This is a genomic window from Clostridium sp. (assembly GCF_030532265.1).
Taxonomy (GTDB): domain Bacteria; phylum Bacillota; class Clostridia; order Clostridiales; family Clostridiaceae; genus Clostridium.
On the sequence record NZ_JAUNLM010000046.1, the window covers coordinates 1 to 16703 of the forward strand.

The 16703-nt window shown below is 26.8% G+C and carries 14 protein-coding genes; 5 read left to right on the forward strand and 9 right to left on the reverse strand.

Translation table 11 applies throughout. From position 1 onward, the window contains the following. Positions 1-43: 43 nt before the first annotated feature. From Q4E08_RS09405 to Q4E08_RS09440, 8 genes are all read right to left on the reverse strand, one after another. The gene (locus Q4E08_RS09405; RefSeq protein ID WP_303130477.1) at positions 44-1654 is read right to left on the reverse strand and encodes a CTP synthase; all 1611 of its coding nucleotides are present in this window, start codon (positions 1652-1654) and stop codon (positions 44-46) included. Positions 1655-1841: 187 nt separating this feature from the next. Further along, on the reverse strand, positions 1842-2135 hold the full coding sequence (locus tag Q4E08_RS09410) for a hypothetical protein (protein ID WP_303130479.1): 294 nt from the start codon (positions 2133-2135) through the stop codon (positions 1842-1844). Positions 2136-2239: 104 nt separating this feature from the next. Then, entirely contained in the window at positions 2240-2653 is a 414-nt protein-coding gene (locus Q4E08_RS09415) for a DUF1934 domain-containing protein (RefSeq protein ID WP_303130481.1), read from the reverse strand. A 12-nt stretch (positions 2654-2665) separates the two neighbouring features. Beyond that, complete coding sequence (locus Q4E08_RS09420) at positions 2666-3655, reverse strand: tRNA 4-thiouridine(8) synthase ThiI (protein ID WP_303130482.1); 990 nt, start codon at positions 3653-3655, stop codon at positions 2666-2668. A gap of 123 nt (positions 3656-3778) precedes the next feature. Beyond that, positions 3779-4411: a stage II sporulation protein R gene (spoIIR, locus tag Q4E08_RS09425; protein WP_303130484.1), complete on the reverse strand. Its 633-nt coding sequence runs from the start codon at positions 4409-4411 to the stop codon at positions 3779-3781. A 60-nt stretch (positions 4412-4471) separates the two neighbouring features. Continuing rightward, positions 4472-5314, reverse strand: a complete 843-nt coding sequence (gene ispE / locus Q4E08_RS09430) for a 4-(cytidine 5'-diphospho)-2-C-methyl-D-erythritol kinase (protein ID WP_303130485.1) — start codon at positions 5312-5314, stop codon at positions 4472-4474. 134 nt (positions 5315-5448) lie between these two features. Then, positions 5449-8061, reverse strand: a complete 2613-nt coding sequence (gene cphA / locus Q4E08_RS09435; protein WP_303130487.1) for a cyanophycin synthetase — start codon at positions 8059-8061, stop codon at positions 5449-5451. Then, positions 8033-8878, reverse strand: coding sequence for a cyanophycinase (locus tag Q4E08_RS09440; protein WP_303130488.1), 846 nt, complete (start codon positions 8876-8878; stop codon positions 8033-8035). Before Q4E08_RS09440 ends, cphA begins: the two co-directional genes overlap by 29 nt. A 313-nt stretch (positions 8879-9191) precedes the next feature. Here Q4E08_RS09440 and Q4E08_RS09445 point away from each other — a divergent pair, with 313 nt between their 5' ends. The 5 genes from Q4E08_RS09445 (at position 9192) to Q4E08_RS09465 (ending at position 14823) form a co-directional block, all read left to right on the forward strand. Continuing rightward, positions 9192-10859, forward strand: coding sequence for an ABC transporter substrate-binding protein (locus Q4E08_RS09445; protein ID WP_303130489.1), 1668 nt, complete (start codon positions 9192-9194; stop codon positions 10857-10859). Positions 10860-10973: 114 nt separating this feature from the next. Beyond that, the gene (locus Q4E08_RS09450) at positions 10974-11939 is read left to right on the forward strand and encodes an ABC transporter permease (RefSeq protein ID WP_303130490.1); all 966 of its coding nucleotides are present in this window, start codon (positions 10974-10976) and stop codon (positions 11937-11939) included. 20 nt (positions 11940-11959) lie between these two features. Further along, positions 11960-12847, forward strand: coding sequence for an oligopeptide ABC transporter permease (gene opp4C, locus Q4E08_RS09455; RefSeq protein ID WP_303130492.1), 888 nt, complete (start codon positions 11960-11962; stop codon positions 12845-12847). Positions 12848-12860: 13 nt separating this feature from the next. Next, the gene (locus Q4E08_RS09460; RefSeq protein ID WP_303130493.1) at positions 12861-13820 is read left to right on the forward strand and encodes an ABC transporter ATP-binding protein; all 960 of its coding nucleotides are present in this window, start codon (positions 12861-12863) and stop codon (positions 13818-13820) included. Positions 13821-13824: 4 nt separating this feature from the next. Then, positions 13825-14823 (forward strand): ABC transporter ATP-binding protein, encoded by a 999-nt coding sequence (locus tag Q4E08_RS09465; RefSeq protein ID WP_303130494.1) that lies wholly within the window; start codon positions 13825-13827, stop codon positions 14821-14823. 58 nt (positions 14824-14881) lie between these two features. Here the strand turns inward: Q4E08_RS09465 and Q4E08_RS09470 are convergent, their stop codons facing one another. Next, positions 14882-16444, reverse strand: a complete 1563-nt coding sequence (locus Q4E08_RS09470) for an SPOCS domain-containing protein (protein WP_303130497.1) — start codon at positions 16442-16444, stop codon at positions 14882-14884. Positions 16445-16703: the final 259 nt, after the last annotated feature.

Genomic DNA, 16703 nt, shown 5'->3' on the forward strand with positions numbered 1-16703 from the left:
AATAAAAGGATATTCTTTATTAGAATATCCTTTTTATAATATATTATTTTTTATGATTTAATGAAGCCTCTATAAAACCTTCAAATAATGGATGTGGTCTATTTGGTCTTGATTTTAGTTCTGGATGGAATTGAGCTGCTACAAACCATGGATGTTCTTCTATTTCAACTATCTCAACTAATCTTCCATCTGGGCTTGTTCCTGAAATCTTCATTCCCATTTCAGTTATTTGTGATCTATATTCATTGTTAAATTCATATCTATGTCTATGTCTTTCATAAATAACTTCATCTTTATATGAATCATAAGCTTTTGTTTCTTTATCTAACTTACAAGGATATAATCCAAGTCTCATTGTTCCACCTAAGTCTTCAATATCTTTTTGTTCTGGCATTATATCTATAACTGGATATTTTGTATCACTACTTAATTCTGAGCTATGAGCCTCTTCTAATCCTACAACATTTCTCGCAAATTCAATTACAGCACACTGCATTCCAAGACATATTCCAAGGAAAGGTACTTTATTTTCTCTAGCCCATCTTATAGCTTCTATTTTACCTTCTACTCCTCTATCTCCAAAACCACCTGGAACTAATACTCCATCTACTCCTGATAAAACTTCATTTACATCTTGATTTTCTAATTCTTCAGCATTAATCCATTTTATATTTACATTAGCATTGTTTGTAAGTCCACCATGACTTAATGCTTCTACAACTGATATATATGCATCATGTAATTCAACATATTTACCAACTAAAGCTATTGTAACTTCTTTTTCTAAATTCTTTATTCTATGTACCATATCAATCCACTGTGAATTATCTATGTCTTTACATCCTAAATGTAATTTTTCACATACTAAATTATCTAATCCTTCTGAATGTAACATTAATGGTACTTCATATAAGTGTTCTGCATCTAAGTTTTGAATAACTGATCTTCCATCTACATTACAGAATAATCCTATTTTATTTTTTATGTCATCTGATAATTCTTTTTCTGATCTACAAACTATTATATCTGGTTGAATTCCTATTGTTCTTAACTCTTTAACTGAATGTTGAGTTGGTTTAGTTTTTAACTCTCCAGCTTTTCCAAGGTATGGAACTAAAGTAACGTGTATAAAGCATACATTTTCAGCTCCAACTTCACTTCTTACTTGTCTTATTGCTTCTAAGAAAGGTTGTGATTCTATATCTCCAACTGTTCCACCAATTTCTGTTATTACAACATCTACATCTCTTTCTTTTCCTGCTCTATAAACTTTATCTTTTATTGCATTTGTAATATGAGGTATTACTTGAACTGTTCCTCCTAAGTATTCTCCTCTTCTTTCTTTTGAAATAACTGACCAATATATTCTACCAGTTGTTATATTACTATTTTGAGTTAAATTTTCATCTATAAATCTTTCATAATGTCCTAAATCTAAATCTGTTTCAGCTCCATCATCAGTTACGAAAACTTCTCCGTGTTGATATGGGCTCATTGTTCCTGGATCAACATTTAAATATGGATCAAACTTTTGTATTGATACATTTAAACCTCTGTTTTTTAATAATCTTCCAAGTGATGCAGCTGTTATTCCTTTTCCTAATGCTGATACTACTCCACCTGTTACAAATACATATTTAGTTTGTTTATTCATTTTAATTTCCTCCCTATGAGAAATATTTATTGACATACAGCATTTTTACAATTATAATAGATATTACCCCATAAATTTTATTTATGGGGTATGTGTGCTGTATTAATTTCTTTTAATAACATAGATAATATACTACCATAATTAATTATTAATATCTAGTCATTTTTTATTTAAATTTTATTTACATTTATATTCTTGCTTCAAGTTTTCTTTCTAATTCAAAATATTTATCCCTAAACCTCTTATTTATAAGCAATTTTTCTTCTGCTTTTTGGTAATTATAATTTATACCTTTCTTTGTTTTTACATTTAAAATTTCTTTTATATTCTCTTCATTAAAACAATCATATTTTTTTAAAAATAAAAGTATTAAATATCTCATTTCTTTTTCTTTTAGTATATGAATAAGTTCCTCATTAGATAAATTTTTCATCTGACTTATTTCCTCTATAATTTCAACATATTTTGTTTTCATTATCATATATAATTACCTCCTAATTTAATTATTACCATTTTTTGTATTTTTAATATGTATAATAAAAAAAATATATATAAAAAGATGGTAGATTCTATCTACCATCTTTTTTATGCATTTATATCTAGTTTTAACTTTGTTTTTATAGCAGGTTGTCCTGCAACTTGCATTTCATATTCTATAGTTACTTTACCACCATCTTCTTTAACATCTATTTCTAAATTTTTAGTATCAATAGATAATTCAAGCATCCCATATGGTGTATTATAAAGAGATACGGTAGGTTTATTTTTCTCAAAATGCATTTTAGTGCTTGTACTTCCTTCTCTTTCAAGCACAACATAATTTTCACCTATTCTAAGCTTAGTATCAGTTCCTTGCATTCCTGATATTTCTGTTTCTTTATATGATGCAATAAATTCATTATTTTCTAAACTTAAAATTCCAGGTGTAATAACTTCTATAAGTTCATCATTTTGCATAGTAGCATTACTTACTATTTTTATAACTGCTTTTTTCTCCAAATCTATCCCCCCTTATTTTATTTGTATTATGTATTTAAGTATTTCTTCTTCACTCGCAGGTTTAACCTTCAATACACCTTCAAACTTACATCCAAATTTACCATAAGATATTTCAACTTCATCTAAATCTTTTCCTTTGCAATATCTTCCCGCTATTTTAGCTGCTAAAATTTTATCATCTTCATTACATTTGCCATGAATAATTACCATTGCACCATTATGACTAGTTGGATAAAACACTAAATCTTCTTTTGTTAAAAATGATTTTATTTCATCACCTTCTACTTTAGTTCTTGTTGCAATTATAGTACATCCATTATCACTAACAAAATGTCTTCCATATCTTAATAATTCTATTTCGGTTGGTGTTGCATCACCATTTCTTTGAAGTGTTTCTTTTAATCTTAATGAATAATTTGGTTCTGTTAATCTACATCCACCAGCTGGTGATGGATAATCTTTTATTCCCCACTTATCAGCAAGCTCCATTTGAATCTTTCTACTTCTTCCTGATATATTAAGAAGCTTTTCTCTATCTACTAATCCATTCTTCTCCATATCAGTTTCGTCAAGATTTTTAGCACATAAAGGTCTAAGTATTTTATCATCAAAGCCTGATTCTTTTCTTACCTTATTTAAAGCTTGTCTATTTTGAGACATTGGTCTTTGGTTTAAAACTTCACCAGTTATTATAAAATCAGCATTAAACTTCTTTAATAATTCTCCTGAATATCTCATCATCATAGCATGACAATCTATGCAAGGATTCATATTTTTTCCCCAACCATTTTTAGGGTCCTTAACCATTTCAAAATGTTCCTTTGAAAAATCTACAACTTCTAAAGGTATATCTATTTGTTTAGTCATTCTTAAGGCATTTTCCTCATTAAAAAAGTATGATCTAAAACAAATTCCTATAACATCTATCCCTTGATCTTTTATTAATTTTGCAGCTAATATACTATCTAATCCACCTGAAATCATTGCTAATGCTCTAGTCATTAAATTTTCCTCCTATATTTCACATAATTCAAAACTACATATTTTAAATTCATAAATTGTTACAAATTATAGTTTATGATTCTTCTTTAGTTTTATCAAGTTAAATTTTAATATAACATAATATTAAAACACATCTTTTAATACTTCTATAAACTTAAATTTCAAATTATAATTTTCTTTTTCTTCTTTTTGTACTATTTCATCCATTCTCTTTTCAGTTTCATTATACGCAACTTCTCCTTTAGTTACATCAAGAAAACATAATGGTGGAAACATTACACACCACCAATTCTGCCCAACCGAATCTCCTATAAGTATCCTATAAGCTTCATATTCACCTTGTGGTAATGTTATGTTACCATAAACCTTTTCCGGAAAATTTTCTTTTGATAATTGACTATCTATCTTATAATTATATCCTTTATCTTTAACCACATTTTTCGCTATTTCTTTAATTTTCTTATCATTTTCTTTTATTATTTTCCTTGATTCATTTATACTTTTTGATTGAGATAACTTTGGTTCTAAATATTTTATAACTTCATCTCTAATTTCAAGTTTTAATTTTTGATCCTTTTCACTATCACTATTCGCTATAACATGAAATCTTATAATCTCATCTTTAATTTTATCATAATCATATATTACTTCATTATTTAAGTTATCTTTTACCTTTGCACTACTTTCAAAATAGCTTGTACTAAAATTTAAAACAAATATAACCCCAAACATAATACCAAATATAACTTTCTTCATAATAAAACCCCCTTATCTAGTAATCATTATTACCATTAAAGAGAGTTTTATACATTTATTTTATATAGTTCTTGTTATAAATACATCTTTATATTTTTTCTTCATATTTTCAAAACATAATTGAGCTTTAAGCATATCATCAAAAAATGCAAAAACAGTTGGACCGCTACCGCTCATCATACTACCTATAGCCCCATTTTCCATCATACTTTGTTTTATTGATACAATCTCTTTATATTTAGAAAGTGTTACATTCTCAAGTAAGTTTTTCATATTTTGTGATACAAATTCTAAATTATCATTCCCCATTGCCTCTATAAGATTTTCTACCTTTGGATGAAATACAACTTTTGAAAGGTCAAATTCTTGATATACACCTTTAGTTGAAACACCAAATGGTGGTTTTACTAAAACTAATATTTTATCTTTGAAAGATTTTAACTTAGTTAATTTTTCTCCTATCCCTTCACATAAAGCTGTACCACCTACTATACAATAGGGAACATCAGCACCAAGTCTTACCCCTAAATCCATAAGTTGTTTTTCAGTAAGTTTAGTGTTAAATAATTCATTCATTAATTTTAATACAGCTGCACAATCTGTGCTTCCTCCAGCCAAACCAGCCGATACAGGTATATTTTTCTTTATATTTATGTTTACTCCACAGTCTATATTAAATTCTTCTATAAATAACTTAGCTGCTTTATAAGCTAAATTCCTTTCATCTGTTGGAACATACGGTTTATTACAGCTTATTTTTATTCCTCTTTTTATTTTATCTACTGTTATCTCATCATATAAATCTATAGCTTGCATTATCATTCTTAATAAATGATACCCATCTTCTCTTTTACCAATTATATCTAATGCTATATTAACTTTAGCATACGCTTTAGTTTTCATAATGTATACCTTCCCTCTGATAATGTTATTTCATATTTTATCATAGCTGATTTTTTATGTCTATTTTTGTAATATAAAATAATAAGCATATAAAATTCATTGAAATCATTCAAGAAATTTATATGCTCAAACTATTATAAATTCACCAAATCCTCTTTATCTTCTTTTATTTTATTATTAATTAATTCAATAACTTCTCTTAGTGGATTTAGCTGTTCAAAAAATACTATAACAATATCTCCTTCACCACTAACTCTCAAAGCTTCTTTAAAAGCTTCAACTTCATTTAATATTATTTTTCTATTAACACTTTCCTGTAATCCTTCTTCTATTAAATTGGCAATTTCTCCAGGTTCTCTACCTCTTCTATCAGCATCTTCTTTTATTATTACATAATCTAAATTCTCTCCACTTATTTTTCCTATTTCTTTTGCCATCTTATTACTTCTATCACCCGGAATTCCTATTACTCCAATTAACTTTTTATAATTCATATTTTTTAAGGATTTAAAAATAGCTTTATATCCTTCAATATTATGTCCGTAATCTAATACTACTTTTTTACCATCTACATAATACATATTAAATCTACCTGAATTATGATTACTATCTAACTTAAATTTACTTAATCCCCTAGCAATCATACAATAATCTATACCTAATCCAACTAATACTGAACAAGCACCAAGAACATTTTCTATATTAAATGTTAAAGTTCCATTTAAAGTTATTGGTATATCATTTATGTTTATAACATTATATTTTCTTTTATTGTTTATCACACATAACATATTATCTTCTATGAATATTGCTTTTTTACCTTCATTGATATTTTTTTGTATCAACGGATTATCCTTAGATTTTGCAAAAAATATTACTTCTCCTTTAGCCCTATTTATTAGTTTCTTACTCCACTCATCATCTGCATTTAAAACTGAATATCCATTTGGCTTTACAGCTTCAATAACTAAAGATTTAACAAAACTTAAATCCTCAAGAGTATTTATATTATCAATTCCTAAATGATCATCAGTGATATTTGTTATAATACCAACATCAGCTAAATCATATGCTAAACCATTTCTTATCATTCCACCTCTTGCAGTTTCAAGTACAGCTACATCTACATCTTTATTTAATAAAACTGCTCTTGCACTTTCATATCCAGTATCATCTCCTATATCTATACACTCATCACCTATACATATTCCATCAGTTGATGTCATACCTACAGTATTACCCATTAATTTCAACACATAAGCTATAATTCTTGTAGTAGTTGTTTTTCCATTAGTCCCTGTTATTGATACTAAAGGTATATTTCTAGGATTTCCACCATAAATATGATTTAATATACATTTTCCAACATCCCTACTTTTTCCTTTTGTTGGATAATGATGCATTCTTATTCCTGGAGCTGCATTAACTTCTATTATAGCCCCATCTTCATTTATTGGCTTACTTATGTCTTTTGCTATTATATCTACACCACATATATCTAGTCCAATAGCTTTAGCAGCCCTTATACAAAACTCTTTATTTTCTTTACATATTAAATCAGTACAATCTACCGCTACTCCACCAGTTGAAAGATTGGCATTTATTCTTAAAGTTATTTCCTCACCTTCATTTGGAACACTATCTATAGTAAAACCTTGCTTGTTTAAAATTAAATCCATTTCTTCATTAATTTTAACTTTTGTTAAAGGTTTTTCATGATCTTCTCCTCTTAAAGGATCAGAATTTAATTCTTCAACCAAACTTCTAATATTTCTTTTACCATCCCCATAAACTTTAGGCGGTATTCTTAGTGAAACTGCTACAACTTCATTACCTACAACACAAACTCTATAATCATTTCCTGATATATATTTTTCTATAATTATTTCCTTTTTATCTAAACTAAGCTTATTATAAACTTGCATAAGTTCTTTTTCATCTTTTATATTTAAATATACATCCTTGCCTTGATTCCCACATTTAGGCTTTAAAACCACTGGATAACCTATATCCTCAGCTGCTTTTAATAAATTTATTATGTTATAAACTTTTTCTCCTCTAACAACTGGTATACTTTGACTACATAAAAGTTTTTTAGTTAATAACTTATCACAAGCTATATCTACACCTATACATTTTGTAGAATTACCTATAGTAGCTTCTATCATTCTGCCTTGTTTTCCATATCCAATTTGATAATACCCTGAGTTATAAAGCTGAAAGACCGGCATTCCAACATCCTCAGCTGCTTTTTTTATTGCTTCTGTGCTAGGTCCAATGGATTCATATCTCATATTTTCAATAATTAAATCTAATCTTTCATTGAAATTAATTCCCTTTTCTTCTATTAAAGAATTAATAAAATCTACTGCTAACTTTCCAACTTCAATAGCAGTATCTTCATATACATATTCATAAATAATATAATAATGTTCTCCTTCACATTCTCTAGCTTTACCATAAGATACATCTAATCCTATCATATTTTGAATTGCAATTATTATATGTTCACATATATGCGATAGATACGTTCCTTCATTTAATCTTATTACAAAACCACCTTCTACATCTATTCCACATCTATGTTCCTTAAGAATTGGTAATGTTCTTAATAATATTTCATTAAAATTATTAATTTTTTTACTTGGTATTTCAGAATATCCTTCTAAATCTACATCCATTCTCACGCACTTTCTATGAGAGTAAATATTCCTTCCATTAAATATTCTTATCCCTGTTATCCTCATCTCTTATTACTTCCTCCTCAAAAGGTATCTTTTTTAATAAATCAAATCTATTTCCTTCTATTAATACATGTAATTTTACATTGAATATACTTAATGGCTTATTTCTGTATTGCTCTGATATATTAGTATGATCTATTTTACTTCCATCTATTATATAAACTGCACCATTTCCAATAACTCTTAATAACTTTCTCTCATCAATAATTACAGCTGTATCTTCATCAATACCTACCCCTAAATATTCTGGATTTTCTGCAACACCAGTAAGAAGCCTTCCTATTCTTCCTCTTTGTATAAAATGTTGATCAATTATAATATTTTCTAAAAAACCTAATCCAGGTGACATATTAATACTATGCTTTTTAGGGGCTTCTTCATCATCCCCCTCTAAAATCATAGTTGAACTCATAACTGAAGCTCCTGCAGAAGTTCCAACAATAATTTTTCCATTATGTAAACTGTCTAAAAGAGCATCATTAATAGGCGTTCCACCTATAAGACTGGTTATTCTTAGCTGATCCCCTCCAGTAAAAAATATAAGTTTAGATAAAGTAATTTTTTCTATATTTTCTTCTAGATAAGCTTCTTTTCTATCATCTATATTTAAAAACTCTATGTTTTTTACTCCTATTTCATTAAATACTTTATTATAAATATCTTTCATTTCATCTTGAACTTCTGATGCAATAGTTGCAACAAGTAATGTATCTTTATCTTTATTTATTAATTCACATACTTCATTTAATATTTTTTTTCTACCTTTTTTATCTTCTGCACCGCCTATTATAATAAGCTTATAATTTAACCTAGATTTCATAATAATCACCTCAAATCATGCATTTTTTATTATTTCCAACAAAATTACTATTTATTCAAAAGATTTCTATAACCTCTATAAAATAGCGTGTAATATTAAAAATATATATTAAATTCTTTATACTCTAATTATTAACTAAATAACAATTTCATTAATAAATAGTAAATTTTAATTTTTATATGCTTAACAAAGTATTTTCTAGTTTTTTCAAGAATATAAACGTTTTCTTTAATTTAATTAAATTAATTAAAATAGAATAATTACATATATAGATATATAATTATTTTGTAAGATTACTAAAGGGGGAATTTTTTTGAGAGGCAAAAGATTAATATCTATGTTAATTGCTACTAATTTATTAGTTGGATTATCAATAACTGGTTGTAGCAATAAATCAGATGAAAAAACTGGAAAAATAAAAGATAAAATAGTATATGCATTAAATACTTCTCCAACTGGTGTATTTAATCCACTAATATGTGATACTAGATATGACGTTAAGGTAAACGATATCATATATGATCCTCTATTAATTGTTAATGAAGATGGTTCTATTCAACCATGTATAGCTGAAAGCTATAAAATCTCAGATAATAAAAAAGATTTAACATTGAAATTAAATCCTAAAGCAAAATGGCATGATGATAAACCTATAACTGCTGAAGATGTTGCTTTTACTATATATTCCATGTTAAGTCCAAACTATACAGGTGGCTCTGCTGGTGAATTAGGCAATATAAAAGGTGCAAGAGCTTTTACTGAAGGAAAGTCAAAATCTATTGAAGGAATAAAGGTGGTAGATAATAATACTATAACTATCCATTTTGAAAAAATTTACTCACCATCATTAAATGCTATATTAAACTTAAAACCAATCCCAAAACATATTTGGTCAAAAGCACCAGTACAAAATTGGGATAAAGAAACTAAATTATTAAATAACCCTGTTGGTTCTGGAGCTTATAAACTATCTAAATTTGAATCAGGACAATATGTTGAATTAGAAGCATTTGATAATTATTTTAATGGAAAAGCTAAAACCAATAAATTTATACTAAAGGTAACTAATCCTGATACATTACAAGCTGAATTCAAAAATGGAAATGTAGATATAGCTAATGTAAATGATATGAGTAAATCTGAAGTAGAAGCATTAAAAAAGGATGGTTTTGATACAATAACTTATCCTGATTATATGTTCCAATATATGGGCTTTAACTTAAGAGAAAAAAAATTCCAAGATAAAAAAGTCAGACAAGCATTTATGTATGCAATAGATAGAAAACTATTAGTAGATAAATTGTTAGAAGGTAATGGTGAAGTTATAAATACACCTTTATTACCTACTAGTTGGGCTTATCCAAAAGATATTAAATTAAATGAATATAATTACAATGTAGAAAAAGCTAAATCTCTATTAAAAGAAGCTGGTTGGACCGATAAAGATAATGATGGTATACTTGCAAATTCTAAAGGTGAAAAATTTACAGTTGAATTAAAATATCCTACTGGATTAAAATCTAGAGAACAAACCGCTCTAATAATTCAAGAAAGTTTAAAGAAAGTAGGCGTTAATGTAAAACTATCTTCTATGGAATTTTCAACACTAATGGAGCAAGTAGTTGCAAATCATGAATTTGATTTATATTTAATGGGTAATACTTTATCACTTGATCCAAATCCAAAACCATTTTGGAGTTCTAAAGCAGCTTCTGATAAAAAAGGTGAACAAGGTTGGAATATAGTTTCATATAAAAATTCTAAAGTTGATGCTTTATTAGATAAAGGCCTTGAAACTATAAATCAAGATGAACGTAAAGAAGTTTATGCTGAATTTGGTAAAATATTAAACGAAGATGTTCCAGAAGCATTTTTATATGTACAAAACAATGAAATAATGTATAACTCAAAACTTAAAGAATTCAAACCTTCTACTTTCGATGAATTTAATAATATAAAAAATTGGTATATAGAAGAATAATAATTAAAGAAGGGATTTTTAGTCCCTTCTTTTTATTTTAATATATTTCAAATACACACAAAATTATAAAGGAGGTATTACGACATTTCATTTTATAATAAATGTCTATAAAATATGATAAATTATATAATCAAAAGAATTGGAACATCAATTATACTACTAATAGGTATATCCCTTATAGTATTTACATTAGTTCAGTTTCAACCTGGAAATCCTTATTCAACTATGATAGATCCAACTATACCACCAGAAACAGTTGAAAAAATGTTATTAAAAATAGGTTATTACGATCCTTTTCCATTGAAATATATTAAATGGTTAACTAGAGCAATTACAGGCGACCTTGGATACTCTATACATTATAAATTACCAGTTATAACAGTTATATCATCAAGAATTTGGAATACATTTTTGTTATCAATTTTTTCTTTTACTATTGGAACTATCATTGCAATACTAGTTGGAGTAATATCATCATATAAACCTAACTCTATTTTTGATTATATTACTACTATACTATCATTTATAGGTTTATCAATTCCTACATTCTTTTTTGGATTAATTCTTATAAAAATATTTTGTTTTAATACAAATTTTCTACCTTCATCTGGTATGAGCACTTTAGGTGCAAGCCATAGCGGAATAACTAAAATATTTGATATTGGTAAACATATGATTTTACCAGTTATAGTTTTATCTTTAACCCAAATAGCTTCTCTTATAAGATATAGCAGATCTTCAATGATAGATGTACTTAAAAATAATTATATTCAAACTGCTAGAGCTAAAGGATTAAGCTTAAAAGCTACAATCTGGAAGCATGGTTTTAAAAACTCACTTATATCAATAATAACAATACTTTGTATGCAGATTCCCTCATTATTTTCAGGTGCATTAATAACAGAAACTATATTTCTTTGGCCTGGTATAGGTAGATTAAATTATGAAGCTGTTATAAATAGAGATTATCCATTGATTATGGGTATAACTATGATGTTAGCTATTTTAATAGTTTTTTCAAATTTATTAGCTGATATTTTATATGCAATTGCAGATCCTCGAATAAGACTTGATAGATGATTCGTACGGAGGTAAATTTTATGAACATACTTAAGATTAGATCAAAAAAATTAAATAATTTATCACCTTTAAAATATATGTCTATTAAAAAATTCACCAAAAATAAATTGGCTGTATTAGGATTAATAATAATTATTTTATTATCACTTTTTTCCATACTTGCCCCATTTATCACAAATTATAATCCTAGTACTACTGACCTATATAATATAAAATCACCACCAAACGCTATCCACATATTAGGAACTGATGAGGTAGGTAGAGATGTATTTTCAAGACTTTTATATAGTGGCAGAATATCTCTATCTGTTGGAATAGCATCTATGTTTATTCAATTAATTATTGGCGTTACAATAGGCTCTATTGCAGGTTATTATGGTGGTTTAGTCGATTCTATTATAATGCGATTAATTGATATAATAATGTGCTTTCCATTTTTCGTTATAGCTATTACAATTGCATCAATAGTTGGTCCAAATATCTTTAATTTAATATTAATAATTGGAATATTAATGTGGCCAGGTATAGCTAAAATAGTAAGAGCTGAAATACTTTCCTTAAAGGAAAGTGATTTTATACTCTCTGCTAAAGCTTTAGGCTTAAGTTCTATGGAAATAATAATAAAACATCTAATTCCAAGTGTAATATCTCCTATTTTGGTTGCTTCAACACTTTGTGTTGCAGATGGAATACTTACTGAAGCATCACTTAGTTTCTTAGGTATGGGTGTTAGACCTCCAAATCCAAGTTGGGGAAGTATGTTATCAGCTGCTCAAAATATACAAACTCTTCAAAATGAATGGTGGCTATGGGTACCATCTGGAATTATGGTAATATTAACGGTTTTATCAATAAATTTCTTAGGTGATGGTTTAAGAAATGCATTAGATCCTAAAATAAAAATTTAAGGAGATTACAATAATGAATTTACTACAAATAAAAAACCTTACAACAACTTTTAATACAGATTGCGGTAAAATAATCGCTGTTGATGATATATCTTTTTCCTTAAAAAAAGGGGAAGTTCTTGGAATAATTGGTGAATCTGGTAGTGGAAAAAGTATTACTTCTCTCTCAATAATGAATTTAGTTCCTAAGCCAAATGGATGTATAGAAAAAGGTTCAATATTATTTCATAATAATGATTTATTAAAGTTATCTGATTCTGAAATGTGTAATATAAGAGGAAATAAAATTTCAATGATATTTCAAGAGCCTATGATTTCATTAAATCCAGTCTTTACAGTTGGTAATCAAATACTTGAAGTTTTAAAAATACATAAAAAAGGATCAAAAACTGAAAATAAACAAAAAGTTTTAGAAATATTAAATAACTTAAAAATTCCTAACCCAGAGGAAATAATAAAAAAATATCCTTTTGAATTAAGTGGTGGTATGTGTCAAAGAATTATGATTGCCATTGCTATGGCGTGTAATCCAGAGATTATTATAGCAGATGAACCTACTACAGCACTAGATGTTACAACTCAAGCAGAAATATTAGATTTATTAAAAAATATAACTACACATAATAATTGTTCAGTGTTATTTATCACTCATGACCTTGGTATAATAGCAGAACTTGCTAATAGAGTAATTGTAATGTATAAAGGAAAAATAGTTGAAGAATGTGATGTATTAGAATTTTTCAATAATCCATTACATCCATATTCAAAAGCACTTATAAAATCTATGCCACAAAAATTCAATAAAAGATTTTTTTCTATAAAAGGTTCAATTCCTAGCCCTTATGAACATATAAAAGGTTGTCCTTATAATACTAGATGTGATAAATGTATAGACATATGCTTTATTAAAGCTCCTCCAATAAAAAAAATAAATTTTAATCATACAGTATGTTGTTGGCTTAATAAGGAGTGATTTTATGACAAATTCAAGTGATATTGATACTTTAATAGAAGTAAAAAATTTAAAAAAATATTTTCCCGTTAAAAATAAATTTTTTTCTAGAAGTAAATTGTATAATAAAGCAATTGATGATATATCTTTTTCTATAAAAAAAGGTAAGATTTTAGGATTAGTTGGTGAATCTGGTTGTGGAAAATCAACAGTAGGAAAAACTATATTAAATTTAATACAACCTACAGGAGGAACTGTAAAATTCAATAATAAACTAATTTTTGATGTTGAGAAAAATATTAAACTTCAAAAAGCACATCTAAACTCCATTAGAAAAGATATGCAAATAATATTCCAAGACCCTTACGGAAGTTTAGATCCTAAAATGACAATTAAAAATATAATATCAGAAGTAATAAAAAAACACAAAATAATACCTTCATCAGAAATTGAAAATAGATGTATAGAATTATTAAACTTATGTGGAATGGATAAAAGTTATTTAAATAAGTATCCTCATGAATTTAGTGGTGGACAAAGACAAAGAATTTGTATTGCAAGAGCTTTATCACTTAATCCTCAATTTATAGTGTGTGATGAACCTACAGCTGCTTTAGATGTATCAATACAATCTCAAATTTTAAATTTAATGTTGGATTTAAAAGAAGAACTTTCACTTACATATCTTTTCATATCTCATAACTTAAGTGTTGTTATGAATTTTTGTGATGATATATCTGTAATGTACTTAGGAAAAATAGTAGAAAGTGCACCAACAGATGAATTAAAAAGAAATCCACTTCATCCTTACACTAAAGTATTAATTTCATCAATGCCAGTAAGCCACCCTCTAGAAAAAAAACAAAGAATTTTATTAAAAGGATCTATTCCAAATGGAACAAATATCCCAAATGGTTGTCGCTTTCATACAAGATGTCCAAATTGTATGGATATTTGTAAAATAAAATCTCCTTGTTATAAAGAAATATCACCTAATCATTTAATAGCATGCCATTTATTCTAACAATTTAACTTTAATTATAAAAAGAGAAGATATTTAAAAATATCTTCTCCACATCATTTTAAACTACTAACCTACCTGGAATTAATAATTTATCACCAATTTGTAAATTATCTACATCTTCTAATTCATTTAATTTTATTATTTCTTCCATAGTTGTATTATACTTTTTAGCAAGTTTCCAAAGCGTATCTCCAGCACCTACAACATATATTGTTATACTTGCTTTCTTTTTAAGCTCTTCTCCCTCACCTTCAACTACATCATTTATAAATTCTTTTTTAATTTCAAATAAAACTTTTGCTGTTGTTATAACAGTTGCTTTTATAGCTATAGTATTAGCTTCTATTGAAGCCTCCATATTTTCTATACAACACTTAACCATAGCTTTCATATTTTCATTAGTTCCGTCTGTTTCTATAGCTATATTAAAAGGTATCTCCCCTGAAACTTTATCTAAATAATTTTCTTCATCACTAGTTTTATATATTACATTAACCTTTATATAACCACCAACTAAAACTTTATCTTTTACAACTGATTTTTCTGTTACTATAATATTACCTGAATATGTTATTATTTTTTCAGGTGTCATATCTCCTTCATTAATATATATATTGTCCTTTACTATTGTTTCATTATTATAAATACCTTGAAGCATACCCATTTCATATTCATCTTTAATTATATTTACAGGAAACTTAGGTGAATAAGCATCTGTTATTACGTCAATATTTTTCTTAGAAAAAGCTTTTATACTGCAATTAACTAAAACTTCTGTATTAACAATTCTTGATTCTCCTAAATCATCTTCTTGAACATTTATGTCCTTATTTTTTATATTATAATCTGCTAAAACTTGCATATCAGGAGTAACACCTGGAACTTCTAATTCTTTTGATAAATATATACTATCTTCTAAGCAATATATTTCTCTACTTTCATTGCTTAAATAAGCCATAAAAATCTTACAATAACATCCACAATATATTTTATCTTCCCCTACTTTTATTTCCTTTTTATAAAGTTCCATATTAGATTTTAATACTTTTGCAATTTGAGGCTTATCCATACTAACTCTTATAATGGACTTTCCTGTTATATCAACATTTTCATTTGCACTAGTACTATTTATAATTTCATTTTTCTTAAGTATTTCAATTCTTTCATCACCTTCAATGTCCTTTATTAATTCCAATTCCCTTCCTTTATATATTTCCCAATTAAAATTAAGTACTCCATCAATAGAAACTTTTCTCTCATTTATTATTTGAGCTTCAATATGTTCTACCTTACATTCTACTTCAAATACTAATTTATGTTCAGCTTCACCTAAATCTAAACTATTACTAAACTTTTGAGAATAGTTTACTGATGAAACTACCATTTCTTCTTCTTTAGCTAAATAAATAACTGTATAATCAACTTTTCCTTCTATATTTACTTTATCTCCTAATGTTTCTTTAGATAATATATAAGGATTAGCTTCTACCATAAGTACTCTCTCTACATCTGGATGAGTATCTGGTATTAAATATTCATCATTTAACATAGTTGCAGTATTACTTTCCTTTAATAACTGTTCAAACTGAACATTCTCTTTTATAACATCTATTTTGGACATTTTCATTCCTCCTTATAAACTTCCTACTACTATGTATATAAAAATATTCAAAATGTATTACTATTGTGATGATTATTTTATTTATTTTTATAAATATCAAATATTTTATCCATTTTAAGGTAAATTGTTTTTGTTATAAATTTCTATAAAAAATTTTTTAATTTTTTTGTTGACAAAAGTAGTTTCTTGTCGTAGTATAGTAAGTGGTTATTGACCATATAACCTCTCATAAATTCTCAATACCCTTTTATACCATAGT

Coding starts and splice junctions, on each gene's coding strand:
- Q4E08_RS09405 (WP_303130477.1), bottom strand. CDS start 1,654: ATGAATAAACAAACTAAATATGTATTTGTAACAGGTGGAGTAGTATCA.
- Q4E08_RS09410 (WP_303130479.1), bottom strand. CDS start 2,135: ATGATAATGAAAACAAAATATGTTGAAATTATAGAGGAAATAAGTCAG.
- Q4E08_RS09420 (WP_303130482.1), bottom strand. CDS start 3,655: ATGACTAGAGCATTAGCAATGATTTCAGGTGGATTAGATAGTATATTA.
- spoIIR (WP_303130484.1), bottom strand. CDS start 4,411: ATGAAGAAAGTTATATTTGGTATTATGTTTGGGGTTATATTTGTTTTA.
- ispE (WP_303130485.1), bottom strand. CDS start 5,314: ATGAAAACTAAAGCGTATGCTAAAGTTAATATAGCATTAGATATAATT.
- cphA (WP_303130487.1), bottom strand. CDS start 8,061: ATGAGGATAACAGGGATAAGAATATTTAATGGAAGGAATATTTACTCT.
- Q4E08_RS09440 (WP_303130488.1), bottom strand. CDS start 8,878: ATGAAATCTAGGTTAAATTATAAGCTTATTATAATAGGCGGTGCAGAA.
- Q4E08_RS09450 (WP_303130490.1), top strand. CDS start 10,974: ATGATAAATTATATAATCAAAAGAATTGGAACATCAATTATACTACTA.
- opp4C (WP_303130492.1), top strand. CDS start 11,960: ATGAACATACTTAAGATTAGATCAAAAAAATTAAATAATTTATCACCT.
- Q4E08_RS09460 (WP_303130493.1), top strand. CDS start 12,861: ATGAATTTACTACAAATAAAAAACCTTACAACAACTTTTAATACAGAT.
- Q4E08_RS09465 (WP_303130494.1), top strand. CDS start 13,825: ATGACAAATTCAAGTGATATTGATACTTTAATAGAAGTAAAAAATTTA.
- Q4E08_RS09470 (WP_303130497.1), bottom strand. CDS start 16,444: ATGTCCAAAATAGATGTTATAAAAGAGAATGTTCAGTTTGAACAGTTA.